Genomic DNA, 12,188 nt, shown 5'->3' with positions numbered 1-12,188 from the left:
AGGGGTTATGGATCCCGGGCTCACTCGCAGCTTCGCTGCTCATGCCCCGGGATGACGGCCTCTTTTTGGGGTAAGCGCTTCGCCCCAAAGCGCCGCAGCCCTCATGGTCGCTGGATCAAAGCCCCGCCCGCGTGCGCAGCAGCGCCAGCACGGCGTTGAGATCGGGCAGCACCGCGGCGCATTGGCCGCGGGTGGCGGCGTTCGGCTGCTGCAGGTCCGGCACCATCAGCGCGATGGCACCGGCGGCGAATGCCGCGGCGATGCCGACGCTGGAATCCTCCACCGCGACGCAGGCCCGCGGCGTCACGCCGAGCCGCTTTGCCGCCAGCAGATAGAGATCCGGATTGGGCTTGCCGTGCGCGACGTCGTCGCGGGTGACGATCAGTTCGAACCGCGCGCGGATGCCGCCCAGCGTCAGATGCGCCTCGGCGGTGCCCTGCGATGCCGAAGTGACCACCGCCATCGGCCAATCCGCCGCGCGCAGCGCGTCCAGCAATTCGACCGCACCTCGCTTCAGCGGCAGGCCATCCGCCAGCATGGCGTCACGCCTCTCGGCGAAAGCGCGGTTGATCTTGGGCAACGGAAAGTCGGCGCCGTAACGCTCGACCAGCAATTGCTGGCATTCCGGACCCGGCAGCCCGACCATGGCGGCGCAGACCGCGGCGGCGTCGGGATAGCCGAAGCCGTCGAGCACTTCGGTCAAGCTCGTGATGTAGACCCGCTCGGTGTCGACCAGGGTGCCGTCCATGTCGAGCAGCACCGCGTCGACTTGCCAGTCAGCTGTCACGTTGCGATTCCCGCTCGATCGGATGCGCGCGCGGCGCGTTAGTGCACAGCGGTGGCGCTGGCCTTGCGCAGGCAGTCGCGGCACAGGCAATCGCCGTCGCCGCTGTCCTCCGGCATCGGCAGCTTGGCGGATTCGTCGGCGCACCAGCAGTCGCTGGAGAGATTGCAGGCGAACTCCGCGCCGCAGCGGGAACAGACCAGGCGGCGCGCCGCAGGCGCCGGGATTCCAAACCGTTTTGTCATGAAGGTGATCGCACTCTCGCAGGCTTTCACGTCGGGTTCATCGCAACCGCGAGTATAATCGGCCGAAACGGTTGCGTCGCTTATCATTTCGACCCCTTCAGACGGTGCGGAAACGGCAGGGAACCGGAAGGCGCGGAGGTGCGCCTCCACCCTGCGGCGAAGGTCGATACTTCGCCGCCTGGGTGATGGGGGTGCGCGCAGCGACGACCGCGCCGGGCTACTTCAGCGAGATCGCCAGCCCGCTCAAGTCGGCGTTGACCATCAAGCCGGTCTGCCGGCCGCTGAGTTCGAGCACCGCGCCCTTCTCATTGGTCAGCACCATGCCGCGGACGCCGCGGCCGACCGCCGCGCCGGCGCCGCCCGCGCCGTAGACTCCGGCGACATCCGACGGCCGATAGATGTTGCTGACGCGGCCGGCGAGGTAGGTCTGCGACGCGCCGAACACCAACCCGGCGCTCAGCCCGCCGATCGACAACGGATATTTGCGGCCGTGAAACGTCAGCGTGCCGCTGCCGCCGGAGGCGCCGATGAACCAGCCGCCCTTCAGCACCGAAATGCGAATGGTGCCGCTATCGGCCTTTGCCGGGGCTGTGGCGCTGAGGCCGGCGAGCGCGAGCGCCGCGACCAGCGCGGTGCGAATGCGAAACGATGACATGGGTATTTCCTTTGCAAGCGAATCTGCCACCGGGCACTGTTCAGCAAAACACCGCCCGGGTCCATGGGCGTGCTGCTATTTGGGTTGCGACAAAGGTCGCCGCGCGCTGTGACGGACGCCATGAATCACGACCTCGGCGTCTGTGGCGCGATAGTAGATCAGGTAAGGATAGGGATAGGCGACCACTCGCCGGAGCCCGACCTTGTTGGTCAGCCGCCCGGCTTGCGGATACTGCGGCAACAGCGCGATGACCGCGAACAGCCGCTGTTTGACATGCTGGGCACCTTGCGGCGATCGGTGGTCGATCGACGAGAGGACTTCATCGAGTTCGGCGGCGGCGCGGATGGTGAAGCGCAGCTTCACAGCCCATGCTTCGCCCAAATCGCGCGCAGCTGTTCGTCGGTGGCGAATTCGCCGCGCTCAGCCTGCGCCAGCGATTCATCGAACGAGGCGGTCTCCTCGGCGCTCATCTCAAGCGGTGGTTGGTCGACGCCAGCGAACTGCAACAACAGTCGCGCCAAGGCGTCCTGCGTCTCCGCGGGTAGATCGCGCAAGGAAGCCACGGCCTGATCGAGCAAAGTCGTCATCCTGCAAGACTAGCAGTTTGGGGCGCGTTCAGAAAGAAGAAACCCGGTAGGATTTCGCCCCTCCCGCGTCTGCTAGGCGACGATATCGATCGGCGGCACCGCTTCGGGCTGCGCGATCGAGGATTGCTGGGCGGCGACAAGCGCGCGCTCGTCGGCCTTGATGATCGCGGGATCGGCTTTTGCGGTCTGATGCGCAACGAGCCGAACTTCCGCTTGAGCTACAAATATCTGCGCCGGAAAGGCTGGACCAATCGTCGTCATGCGAGTTACTCCCCCGATGACAGTGTGATCTCAGCAAGCGCTCGATCCATTCCTGTTCCCTTAAAATCTTAGGTTAATACGCCCTGGTACGAATGCGAGGGAGAAGGACGAATTAGTATGCGACGCGTAGCGCGCCGGATCGGTTGCTCGCTCGCGAGGCCGCCGCAAGTGATGGGTATCGCTTCGCTCAACCCATCCTACCAAGGCGTCGACATGACGCGAGCTGATCGCCGGCGGGGGACGGGATGCGAATCCGTCCTGGATGCGGTCTTTGTCACCTGTTCGCCGTCATCCTGAGGAGCCCGGCGTAGCGCAGCGAAGCCGGGCGTCTCGAAGGATGGGCCGCGGGCTTGGGGCGCCACAAACACGCGTAGCCGCATCCTTCGAGGCTCGCCTCGACTTTCATCGTGGTTAGCGCTGCCGGCGACGCCGGCTCGCACCTCAGGATGACGGCGCCACGCGTGTTGCAAGCACTTTCAGCGCTCACGCCTGGGTGATCTTGTCGATCTCGGCAAATTCCTCGGCACTCAGCGTCCAGTTCAGCGCGGCGACGTTCTGTTCGACCTGCTCGGGCGTCGAGGCGCCGGCGATCACGCTGGAGACTTGCGGGCGGCCGGCGAGCCAGCTGAACGCCAGCTCAAGCATAGTATGGCCGCGGGCTTGCGCGAACGCCTGCAGGCGCTCGACGATGTCGAGATTCTTTGGCGTCAGGTAGCGCTCTCGCATATAGGGCGTCTTGCCGAACCTTGTGTCGGGCGGCACCGGCGCGCCGCGCTGATACTTGCCGGTCAGCATGCCGCCGGCCAGCGGGAAGAACGGCAGCAGCCCGAGATTATAGGCCTGCGCCGCCGGCAGCAGATCGTTTTCGATGTCGCGCACCAACAGGCTGTATTCGTCCTGCGCCGAGACGAAGCGGTTGCTGCCGAGCGCGCGGCCGACGAATTCGGCTTCGGCGATTCGCCAGGCCGGGAAATTGGAATGGCCGATGTAGCGGACCTTGCCGGCGCGGATCAGGTCCTCCAGCGCGCGCAGGGTTTCCTCGATCGGCGTCAGCGCATCGAAATCGTGCTGCTGATAGAGATCGATATAGTCGGTCTTCAGCCTCGTCAGGCTGGCCTCGACCGCGGTGATAATGTAGCGCCGCGCCGCGCCCTGCTTGGTGCCGTCGTCGCTCATCGGCTTGGCGAACTTGGTGGCCAGCACGATGTCCTTGCGGCGGGTGCCGAGTACGGTGCCGAGCACGGTCTCCGAGCCGCCGCGATTGGCGTAAGTGTCGGCGGTGTCGAACAGCGTGACGCCGAGATCGATCGCCTTGTGGATCACCTTGCGGGCGCTGTCGAGATCGGTGCGCTGGCCGAAATTATTGCAGCCGAGTCCGACCGCGGAGACCCGCAGGCCGGAGCCGCCGAGATTGCGAAATTCCATGATTTGGTCCTGTCGAACGTCCCGCGCATTGTGGCGTGCGCGCCAGACCACGGCAAGAGACGGGAAGGCAAGAGACGGGAAGGCAAGAGACGGCGGAGGCAACACTCGTGCGGCGCGGCCGCGGCTCAGGCCGGCTGCGGCCAGGGCAGCGGCAATTTCTCGGTGGCGGGCGCCGGCAGCGCCGGCGGCGCCGCGCGCAACGCTGCGCCGGTCATCCGCCGCACCTCGGCTTCGGCCTGGCGCGCGATCGCCTTGCGGTCGGCGGAGACATCGTGAGCGACCGCGTCGCCCCAGCTGACGGTGACGTCGATCGCGCCGGCCGACAGCACGCCCATCAGATGCGGCATCAGGTCGGCGTCGCCGTACCAGGCGACGCGTTCGCGCAGCGCGCGGCCGACCGGCAATCCGGCGAAACGGACATAGGCCAGCGACAACGGCTGCACGGTGATGGCGTTGTGCTGGGTCGAGGCGCCGAGCGCGTGATGCACCGCGCCGATCAAGGCCGAGCGGAACGGCAGGATGCGAACGCCATCGCTGGAGGTGCCTTCGGCGAACAGCACCACGGCGTCGCCGCCGACCAGCCGGTCGCCGATTTCCTGGGTGGCGGCGCCGGTGCGATGGCGGGCCTGGCGGTCGATGAACACGGTGCGCTGCAGCCGCGACAGCCAGCCGAACACCGGCCAGCGCGCCACTTCGCTCTTGGAGACGAACACCACCGGGCCGAGCGCGCCGATCACGCAGATGTCGAGCCAGGAGACGTGATTGGAGAGAATCAGCGCCGGGGCGTCGGCGCTGCGTTGGCCGACTTGGCGGATGCGGACGCCGATCAATCGGCACAGCGCGCGGTGATAGAGCTGCGGAATGATCCGCTGCAAACGCAGGTCGAAGCGCATCGCCAGCAATTGGAACGGCAGCAGGAGCAGGGTGAGCGCGACGAATGCGGCGACGACGACGACGAAGCGGATCATGGCGATGGTCTTTTTCAGCGGCTGCCATCGCAACGGCGCGCGGCAGAGGATGGGCCTGTGCAGATTATCCGAGCAAAATATTCGAAAGCACGCCGGCGTTGAAAAAGGTGCGGTCCCAGACAGGCGCGGCGACTGACGGGGACCGCGTTGGGAGCGATGATCGGCGACGGGGGTTGTCGATCACCGCACCGGAAGGTTAGCTGCGCATTGTTACGCGGTCGTGACGTGGCCTTGTCCGCTGGGGCAGCGTTGGCGCGGCAAGGCCGTCTTCGCCGTGCCGGAACTTGCCGTTGCGTCTCTCGTTAGCTCCGTTTTTGGAAGGATTTCCATGCCAGTGTCGCCCTATCTGCTGCCGATCCTGATGCTGCTCGCCTCCAACGTGTTCATGACCTTCGCGTGGTACGGCCATCTCAAATACAAGAGCAGCGCGCTGGCGCTCGTGGTGATGATCAGTTGGGGCATCGCGTTTTTCGAGTACTGGCTGGCGGTGCCGGCGAATCGCTGGGGCAGCGAGGTGTATTCGGCGGCGCAGCTGAAGACCATTCAGGAAGTGATCACGCTGGTGGTGTTCGCCGGATTCTCGATTCTGTATCTGAAGGAGCCGCTGGGCTGGAATCACGCGGTCGGCTTCGCCTTCATCGCGGCGGGGGCGTTTTTCATTTTCCACAAGTGGTCGTGAGGCGGGCGCGTCGGCAAGCGTGCCCCGGACTATTCGCGACGCGCCGCGCATGCGGCGTGGCGCGAAGCGAGCCGGGGCCGTAGCGGAGCACGGCATCCGTAACGGTCCCGGGGCTCCCGAAGCCGCGCGAAGACGGGCAGCTTCGGGCCGGGACACGGACTACTTGCCGGCCGGCGTCACCCGCAGGATGCGGCCCGTGGCGCTGTCGGTGAGCAGATAGAGCGCGCCGTCCGGTCCCTGACGGACGTCGCGGATGCGTTCGCCGAGTTGGTGTAACAGCCGCTCCTCGCCGGTGACTTTGTCGCCGTCGAGCGACAGCCGCACCAGCATCTGGCCAGCGAGCGCGCCGGTGAACAGGCTGCCGCGCCACGCTGGAAACAGCGCGCCGATGTAGAACGCCATGCCGCTCGGCGCGATCGACGGCACCCAGTATTTGATCGGCTGCTGCATGCCGTCTTTGATGGTGCTGTCGTGAATCTTGCTGCCGTCGTAATCGATGCCGAAGCCGATCACCGGCCAGCCGTAGTTGTTGCCGGGGGCGATGATGTTGACCTCGTCGCCGCCGCGCGGGCCGTGCTCGATCTCCCACAGCGCGCCCGACCTCGGATTGAAGGCGAGGCCCTGCGGATTGCGGTGGCCGTAGCTCCAGATCTCCGGCCTGGCGTCGGAGCGGCCGAGAAACGGATTGTCTTTCGCGGCGGCGCCGTCCGGGGTGATGTGGATCAGCTTGCCGAGATGGTTGGCGAGGGTCTGCGCCTGGTCGCGGGCGAAGAAATGCTCGCCGAGGGTGACGAACAAATTGCCGTCCGGCGCCTGCGCGATCCGGCAGCCGTAGTGATTGCCCTTCGACAACGGGCCGTCCTGGCGGAAGATGATCTTCACATCGTCGAGCCGCGGCGGGCGCGCATCGTCGAGCTTGGCGCGCGCCACCGCGGTGCGGCCGCCATTGCCCGTGCGTTCGGCGAAACAGAAATACAGAGTCTTGTTATCAGCAAACGACTTGTCGACCACGACGTCGAGCAGCCCGCCTTGGCCGGAGGCCCAGACCTCGGGGACGCCCTGCAGCGGCGGCGAGAGCTGGCCCTGCGGCGTCACGATCCGCATCCGGCCGGGCTTCTCGGTGACCAGCATGCGCCGGTCCGGCAGGAACGCCAGCGCCCATGGATTGACCAGGCCGGAGGCGACGGTGTGGACCTCGAGCGGGCCGGCGGAGGAGGCGAACGAACTGGTTTCGCCGCGGCTCGCCGTGGTGGCGATCAGGAACGAGGCGGTCAGTACGATGGCCGCGACCAGCGATCCGGTGACCCAAACGAGTGGAGCCTTCATCGCAAAGCCTCATGCACCAACGGGTCCAAGCCAAGCGTCGCGTTTCCGTGCCGTCGCCGGGGCCGCGTCGGGGTGCGCGAGCTCAGAGCGGCCGCGCCATGCCCAGACCCGTCGACAGCAAGGTGATCACCACGATCAGGCATAGCGACAACGAACTGAACGCCAGCGCAGCCGCGACGGCGTGGGTCAAACGCGAGGGAGTGAGCGCGCGGAGGCTCTTGAAGCCCTCCTCCGTGCTTGGCGACCGTGTCATGGTCGGGATCCTTAAAGACGCGGCGAATCACCGCGATAGGCTTGTTTCCCAATACTCGCAGGCAATTTTGCGGCGGTAACTCAGCGAAAAAGGCGGAACGAGGGCGAAATTACTTGTTATGCCCGCTATTTACCGGCGCTAACGGCCCGTTAGGCCTCGGCGGCGATTCCCGGGGCGTCGTCCGAAATACTCTCCGGGCGCCAGTTCATCGAGACGTAGCCGGGCGATTGCTGCACCCGTTTCAGCCAGGCGCCGATCGCGGGAAACGCCTCGAGGTCGAAGTCGCATTGATCGGCGACATGGGTGTAGCCGTACAGCGCGATGTCGGCGATGGTGAGTTGGCCGGCGGCGAAGTAATCATTGTCCTTGAGGTGATTTTCCATCACCTGCAGCGCCGCGTAGCCGCGCTCCATCCAGTCTTCCAAGGCGTGGGTCTGCAGGTCGCGGCCGCCCTTGACCAGCGACAGCCAGAAATACGCCGCCCCGATATTGGGCTCCAGCGCGTGCTGTTCGAAGAACATCCATTGCAGCGCGTCGGCGCGATCGATCCGCGATTCCGGCGCCAGCGAGGTGCCGACGCCGAGATACCAGAGGATGGCGTTGGACTCCGCGAGGTAACGGCCTTCGGCGACCTCCAGCAGCGGCACCTGGCCGCTGGGATTCTTGGCGAGGAAATCCGGCGTGCGGCTTTCGCCGCTGAGAATGTCGACCTCGATCGCACGGTACGGCGCGTCGAGAAACGCCAGCGCAAGGCGGACCTTGTAGCTGTTGCCGGATCGTTGCATCGAATAGAGTTTGTACATTCTGCCGCCGCTTGGTTCCGTCGCCGCCCCGTGTGCGTGGATTTGCGTTGTCCATCGTCACCGCGGCTAAACAATGATGCGGCCGGGGGTGGCTCGCAAGCCCCTCATTCCGGAAAAGCTCGAAATCGCCTGCCGCACTGCAACCGACGAGCAGATTTTACCAATCAAAGGCGATTAGGAATGCGCCGGCAGCGCCGTTGCAGCGGTTGGAGTTGCGCAATCCGCCACCGCGCGTCGCAAGGTGAAAGCGTAAAGCGAAAGCAGCGCCAGCAAGCCCAACGGAATCCCGGTGCCGGCAGCGATGCCGCGCGACAGCAGCGGCACGATGAAGGCGGCGGCCAGCATGCTGATCTCATAGTCGCGAAATCCGCGGGCGAAGCCGTGGCGGACGAAAAAGCCGATCGAAACCGCGAGCACGACGAGATCGTAATCCAGCACGTAGGGGGTGGCGAGCAGGCACGCCGTCGCCAGCGCCGAAGCCTTGAGTTCGAATTGCGCGGTGCTGCGCCATAGCCAGGCCAGGCTGGCCGCGACGGTCAGCGCCAGCAGCAGCTGCAACGCATAGGCGACGGGCACCGTCGCGCCCCAATTGCGCGCTGCGGAGAAGATCGATTGAATCTTCTCCCAGCCGGTGTTGCCCTGTTCGAGGACCACGTCTTGGGTGAAACGGGTGGACTCGGCAAAGGCTTGCCAGATGCCGCTGCCGAACGCCGCCACGCTCAGCGCGAACAGCACGGCGACGGTGGCCGCGGCGGCGCCGATCGGTTTCCACCGCCCGCCTGCGAGCAGCGCCAGCGGGATCAGCAACCCGAATTGCGGCTTGTAGGCCAACAGCCCGATCAACACGCCGGCCAGAATGGGTCGCCGGTCGAGCCAATGCAACGCACCGCCGAGCAATGCGGCGGTGAGGAAGCCGTTCTGGCCGTGGCCGATATTGACCAGCACGGCGGGGAAGGCGAGCGCGACCAACAGCGTCTCCGGTCGCGGCAGCACCATGCGAATCATTGCCAGATAGGCCGCAAGGCTCGAGGTCAGCCAGAGCAGCAATCCCCAGCCATAGGGCAGCGCCGCCACCGCCATCGCCACGGCGAAGAAGAACGGCGGATAGTGCCAGCCATAGAACGGCACGTCGCGGCCGCCGAACACCGCGCGTTCGGCGTCGTGCTGCAACGCGGGGACGTAGGCATCGGCGGCCTTGCCGGCGAGCGCCAGGGTGCCGGCGGCGTAGGGGTCGGAGAAATCGGTGCCGATCGGCTTGCCGTTGCGGTCGATCATGGCGTCCGACAGCGCCAGCCAGCCGACGATCGCCGCGGCGCCAAGGCCGAGCAGAATCAGGCTGTAGCCGCGGACCCGTTCGCCGGTCAGCCAGGCTCCGCTGCGCAGCCCGGCAAGGATTCCGGTTCGCTGAAAAAAGCCCATGTCGCCGTGCCACTTATCAAAAGTTGCGCGAACCCTAGCGAGCCCGTTTTAACGTTGTCTAAAGCACGGCAGCGCATGCGCCATGCGCGCAACCGGCTTGCGGACCACGGGATCGCCGCTTAGTGTGCGGCCATCCCGTCAGATCGAGCCCGTGACAATCGCTGGTTCTCGACGCTTGCAAGGAAGATGATGATGTCGTTTTTGTCCGCTGCGCTCGACCGTGTGAAGCCGTCCGCGACCATCGCGGTGACGGATAAAGCGCGGGAGCTGAAAGCGGCTGGCCGCAACGTCATCGGGCTCGGCTCGGGCGAGCCGGATTTCGACACCCCAGCCAACATCAAGCTCGCCGCGATCCACGCCATCGAGGCCGGCAAGACCAAATACACCGCGGTCGACGGCATTCCCGAATTGAAGCAGGCGATCATCGCCAAGTTCAAGCGCGAGAACAGCCTCGACTACAAGCCGAACCAGATCATCGTCGGCACCGGCGGCAAGCAGGTGTTGTACAACGCGCTGGTGGCGACCCTCAATCCCGGCGACGAGGTGATCATCCCGGCGCCGTATTGGGTGAGCTATCCGGAGATGGTGGCGCTGGCGGGCGGCGAGTCGGTGCCGGTGGTGTGCACCGCCGAGTTCGGCTTCAAGCTGCAGCCCCAGGCGCTGGAGGCCGCGATCACGCCGAAGACCAAATGGGTGATCCTGAATTCGCCGTCGAACCCGACCGGCGCCGCCTATTCGCATGCCGAGTTGAAAGCCCTGACCGACGTGCTGGTGAGGCACCCGCATGTCTGGGTGATGACCGACGACATGTACGAGCACCTGGTTTATGACGATTTCGTCTTCACCACGCCGGCGCAGATCGAACCCAAATTGTTCGACCGCACGCTGACGGTGAACGGCGTCTCCAAGGCCTATTGCATGACCGGCTGGCGGATCGGCTATGCCGGCGGCCCGGCGCAATTGGTCAAGGCGATGACCACGATCCAGTCGCAGTCGACCTCGAATCCGTCGTCGATCGCCCAATGGGCCGCGGTGGAAGCGCTGAACGGGCCGCAGGACTTCATCCCGACCCACAACAAAGTGTTCAAGGAGCGCCGCGATCTGGTGGTGTCGATGCTGAACCAGGCCAATGGCATCGATTGCCCGCGGCCGGAAGGCGCGTTCTACGTCTATCCGTCCTGCGCCGGCACCATCGGCAAGACCGCGCCGTCGGGCAACGTCATCGGCAACGACCAGGATTTCGTCACCGAATTGCTGGAAGCCGAAGGCGTCGCGGTGGTGCAGGGCTCGGCGTTCGGGCTCGGCCCGGCGTTCCGGATTTCTTACGCTACCAAGACCGCCGACCTCGAAGAGGCCTGCAAGCGCATCCAACGGTTCTGCGGAAATCTCAAATAAGCCAAAGGTTGGGAACTTTTTCGACAGTTTGTGACGCCAGCGCCTTGTTTTGAACACGGCTCTTGCATCCTGTGCCCCGGCATCAATTCCTCATCGGAGACTACTACTATGCGTCTTTCAAGTTTGTTCGGTATCGCAGCGCTCTCGCTGGTTGCTTCGGTCGCCACCGCCAACGCGCAGCAGCGCCAGTTGCAGGTCGGCGTGCTCGAATGCTCCGGCGGCCAGAATGTCGGCTTCGTCGTCGGCTCGGTGACCGATCTGCAGTGCGCCTTCCGCGCCGACGGTCGTCGTCCCGAGCCCTACGTTGCTACCATTCATCGGTTCGGCCTTGATCTCGGCTTCACCCAGGACACCGGCTTTGCTTGGGCGGTCTACGCGCCGACCGATCGGATCGGCCGCGGCGATCTCGCCGGCAGCTACGGCGGCGTCGGCGCCAATGCGTCGGTCGGCGTCGGCTTCGGCGGCAACCTGTTGGTTGGCGGCTCGTCCAATGCCTACTCGCTGCAGCCGCTCAGCCTGCAGGGTCAGACCGGTCTGAACGTCACCGCCGGCGTCGCCGATCTGCAGCTGCGCCCCGCCGATCTGCGCGGCCCGCGCCGCGCCGTTCGGCATCATCGCCGTCATCGCTAACAACTAGTTACCGTCGCGAATCATTCGCGATCGGAAAAGGGCTCGCTTCGGCGGGCCCTTTTTTTGCGGAGCGTCGCCGCCGCATTGAAGATTCGCAAAGGCTATGACTAGATTGCGGCGCGTAGTTCCGCTGCGCCGCAAGCCCCAAGGGGCCCTGCAATATCCTGCATCACGTCGCTCACCCGGAGATCTGTCATGCGCCGACTTTCGCTCCTGCTTGGTATCACCACCGCCGTGTTCGTCGCCGGCAGCGCCGAGGCGCAGCAGTCCCGGGTGCAGATCGGCGTGCTGGAGTGCCGCGGCGGCGCCAGCGTCGGCTTCATCGTCGGCTCGGTGACCAATCTCGGCTGCGTGCTGCGGGCCGAAGGCCATCCGGATCAGCCCTACGTCGCCACCATCCGCAAGGTCGGCCTCGACCTCGGCATCACCCAGGAGACCGGCCTGGCCTGGGCGGTGTTCGCGCCGATCGAGCGCGCGGCGGTCGGCGATCTGTCCGGCAATTACGCCGGCGCACAGGGCTCGGCGTCGGTCGGCGTCGGGCTCGGCGCCAACGTGCTGGTCGGCGGCTCGGCAAATTCGATCGCCCTGCAGCCGCTCAGCCTGCAGGGCTCGACCGGCATCAACGTGGCGGTGGGGCTCGCGGGCCTCGAGCTACGCCCGGGGCGCTGAGCGCTCCTCGCTTTATGAGCTGATGAGGCTGTGAACCGAACGCCGGCGCGCTCGCCGGCGTTCGGAAAAATCCGCATGTCATTGATCTT

General features: G+C 65.7%; 16 protein-coding genes. 4 read left to right on the top strand and 12 right to left on the bottom strand.

Annotated features, from left to right (window positions below):
- Positions 1 to 115 precede the first annotated feature (115 nt).
- From RPC_RS20650 to RPC_RS20615, 8 genes are all read right to left on the bottom strand, one after another.
- Positions 116 to 787 carry an HAD family hydrolase gene (locus RPC_RS20650; RefSeq protein ID WP_011474540.1) on the bottom strand — a complete coding sequence of 224 codons (672 nt, stop codon included), beginning with the start codon at positions 785 to 787 and terminating at the stop codon, positions 116 to 118.
- Positions 788 to 825: 38 nt separating this feature from the next.
- Entirely contained in the window at positions 826 to 1,029 is a 204-nt protein-coding gene (locus RPC_RS20645; protein WP_041803129.1) for a cysteine-rich CWC family protein, read from the bottom strand.
- 217 nt (positions 1,030 to 1,246) lie between these two features.
- Positions 1,247 to 1,684 carry a hypothetical protein gene (locus RPC_RS20640; protein WP_011474538.1) on the bottom strand — a complete coding sequence of 146 codons (438 nt, stop codon included), beginning with the start codon at positions 1,682 to 1,684 and terminating at the stop codon, positions 1,247 to 1,249.
- Between the two features lie 75 nt (positions 1,685 to 1,759).
- Positions 1,760 to 2,047 (bottom strand): type II toxin-antitoxin system RelE/ParE family toxin, encoded by a 288-nt coding sequence (locus RPC_RS20635; RefSeq protein ID WP_049766140.1) that lies wholly within the window; start codon positions 2,045 to 2,047, stop codon positions 1,760 to 1,762.
- Entirely contained in the window at positions 2,044 to 2,271 is a 228-nt protein-coding gene (locus tag RPC_RS20630; protein WP_011474536.1) for a hypothetical protein, read from the bottom strand. The genes RPC_RS20635 and RPC_RS20630 overlap by 4 nt, the downstream gene beginning before the upstream one ends.
- A 72-nt stretch (positions 2,272 to 2,343) precedes the next feature.
- Positions 2,344 to 2,532 (bottom strand): hypothetical protein, encoded by a 189-nt coding sequence (locus tag RPC_RS20625; RefSeq protein WP_041802150.1) that lies wholly within the window; start codon positions 2,530 to 2,532, stop codon positions 2,344 to 2,346.
- A gap of 483 nt (positions 2,533 to 3,015) precedes the next feature.
- The gene (locus RPC_RS20620; RefSeq protein ID WP_011474535.1) at positions 3,016 to 3,957 is read right to left on the bottom strand and encodes an aldo/keto reductase; all 942 of its coding nucleotides are present in this window, start codon (positions 3,955 to 3,957) and stop codon (positions 3,016 to 3,018) included.
- Between the two features lie 125 nt (positions 3,958 to 4,082).
- Complete coding sequence (locus RPC_RS20615) at positions 4,083 to 4,925, bottom strand: lysophospholipid acyltransferase family protein (RefSeq protein ID WP_041803127.1); 843 nt, start codon at positions 4,923 to 4,925, stop codon at positions 4,083 to 4,085.
- A gap of 328 nt (positions 4,926 to 5,253) precedes the next feature.
- Here RPC_RS20615 and RPC_RS20610 point away from each other — a divergent pair, with 328 nt between their 5' ends.
- Positions 5,254 to 5,604: a DMT family protein gene (locus RPC_RS20610; RefSeq protein WP_011474533.1), complete on the top strand. Its 351-nt coding sequence runs from the start codon at positions 5,254 to 5,256 to the stop codon at positions 5,602 to 5,604.
- A gap of 159 nt (positions 5,605 to 5,763) precedes the next feature.
- Here the strand turns inward: RPC_RS20610 and RPC_RS20605 are convergent, their stop codons facing one another.
- From RPC_RS20605 to RPC_RS20595, 4 genes are all read right to left on the bottom strand, one after another.
- On the bottom strand, positions 5,764 to 6,930 hold the full coding sequence (locus RPC_RS20605; protein ID WP_011474532.1) for a PQQ-dependent sugar dehydrogenase: 1,167 nt from the start codon (positions 6,928 to 6,930) through the stop codon (positions 5,764 to 5,766).
- A gap of 82 nt (positions 6,931 to 7,012) precedes the next feature.
- A complete protein-coding gene (locus tag RPC_RS26570; protein ID WP_167532087.1) occupies positions 7,013 to 7,183 on the bottom strand; it encodes a hypothetical protein in 171 nt (56 codons plus the stop codon).
- 149 nt (positions 7,184 to 7,332) lie between these two features.
- Positions 7,333 to 7,986 carry a glutathione S-transferase family protein gene (locus tag RPC_RS20600; RefSeq protein WP_011474531.1) on the bottom strand — a complete coding sequence of 218 codons (654 nt, stop codon included), beginning with the start codon at positions 7,984 to 7,986 and terminating at the stop codon, positions 7,333 to 7,335.
- 174 nt (positions 7,987 to 8,160) lie between these two features.
- On the bottom strand, positions 8,161 to 9,405 hold the full coding sequence (locus RPC_RS20595; protein ID WP_011474530.1) for a glycosyltransferase family 87 protein: 1,245 nt from the start codon (positions 9,403 to 9,405) through the stop codon (positions 8,161 to 8,163).
- Positions 9,406 to 9,597: 192 nt separating this feature from the next.
- Between RPC_RS20595 and RPC_RS20590 the strand changes: the two genes are divergently transcribed.
- The 3 genes from RPC_RS20590 to RPC_RS20580 all read left to right on the top strand — a co-directional run bounded on the left by RPC_RS20590 (position 9,598) and on the right by RPC_RS20580 (position 12,099).
- Positions 9,598 to 10,800, top strand: a complete 1,203-nt coding sequence (locus RPC_RS20590) for a pyridoxal phosphate-dependent aminotransferase (protein WP_041803123.1) — start codon at positions 9,598 to 9,600, stop codon at positions 10,798 to 10,800.
- A 108-nt stretch (positions 10,801 to 10,908) separates the two neighbouring features.
- On the top strand, positions 10,909 to 11,430 hold the full coding sequence (locus tag RPC_RS20585) for a DUF992 domain-containing protein (RefSeq protein ID WP_011474528.1): 522 nt from the start codon (positions 10,909 to 10,911) through the stop codon (positions 11,428 to 11,430).
- Between the two features lie 195 nt (positions 11,431 to 11,625).
- The gene (locus tag RPC_RS20580) at positions 11,626 to 12,099 is read left to right on the top strand and encodes a DUF992 domain-containing protein (RefSeq protein WP_011474527.1); all 474 of its coding nucleotides are present in this window, start codon (positions 11,626 to 11,628) and stop codon (positions 12,097 to 12,099) included.
- Positions 12,100 to 12,188 lie beyond the last annotated feature (89 nt).

This window comes from Rhodopseudomonas palustris BisB18, from assembly GCF_000013745.1.
GTDB classification, from domain to species: domain Bacteria; phylum Pseudomonadota; class Alphaproteobacteria; order Rhizobiales; family Xanthobacteraceae; genus Rhodopseudomonas_A; species Rhodopseudomonas_A palustris_F.
Note: the sequence above shows the minus strand (reverse complement) of the source record. Positions and strands in the feature narration are given on the sequence as shown.

Excerpts from the sequence above, each read along its gene's own strand:
- RPC_RS20600 (WP_011474531.1), bottom strand. The coding sequence starts at position 7,986 with ATGTACAAACTCTATTCGATGCAACGATCCGGCAACAGCTACAAGGTC.
- RPC_RS20625 (WP_041802150.1), bottom strand. The coding sequence starts at position 2,532 with ATGACGACGATTGGTCCAGCCTTTCCGGCGCAGATATTTGTAGCTCAA.
- RPC_RS20620 (WP_011474535.1), bottom strand. The coding sequence starts at position 3,957 with ATGGAATTTCGCAATCTCGGCGGCTCCGGCCTGCGGGTCTCCGCGGTC.
- RPC_RS20580 (WP_011474527.1), top strand. The coding sequence starts at position 11,626 with ATGCGCCGACTTTCGCTCCTGCTTGGTATCACCACCGCCGTGTTCGTC.
- RPC_RS20615 (WP_041803127.1), bottom strand. The coding sequence starts at position 4,925 with ATGATCCGCTTCGTCGTCGTCGTCGCCGCATTCGTCGCGCTCACCCTG.
- RPC_RS20645 (WP_041803129.1), bottom strand. The coding sequence starts at position 1,029 with ATGACAAAACGGTTTGGAATCCCGGCGCCTGCGGCGCGCCGCCTGGTC.
- RPC_RS20585 (WP_011474528.1), top strand. The coding sequence starts at position 10,909 with ATGCGTCTTTCAAGTTTGTTCGGTATCGCAGCGCTCTCGCTGGTTGCT.
- RPC_RS20605 (WP_011474532.1), bottom strand. The coding sequence starts at position 6,930 with ATGAAGGCTCCACTCGTTTGGGTCACCGGATCGCTGGTCGCGGCCATC.
- RPC_RS20595 (WP_011474530.1), bottom strand. The coding sequence starts at position 9,405 with ATGGGCTTTTTTCAGCGAACCGGAATCCTTGCCGGGCTGCGCAGCGGA.
- RPC_RS26570 (WP_167532087.1), bottom strand. The coding sequence starts at position 7,183 with ATGACACGGTCGCCAAGCACGGAGGAGGGCTTCAAGAGCCTCCGCGCG.
- RPC_RS20630 (WP_011474536.1), bottom strand. The coding sequence starts at position 2,271 with ATGACGACTTTGCTCGATCAGGCCGTGGCTTCCTTGCGCGATCTACCC.
- RPC_RS20610 (WP_011474533.1), top strand. The coding sequence starts at position 5,254 with ATGCCAGTGTCGCCCTATCTGCTGCCGATCCTGATGCTGCTCGCCTCC.
- RPC_RS20640 (WP_011474538.1), bottom strand. The coding sequence starts at position 1,684 with ATGTCATCGTTTCGCATTCGCACCGCGCTGGTCGCGGCGCTCGCGCTC.
- RPC_RS20590 (WP_041803123.1), top strand. The coding sequence starts at position 9,598 with ATGTCGTTTTTGTCCGCTGCGCTCGACCGTGTGAAGCCGTCCGCGACC.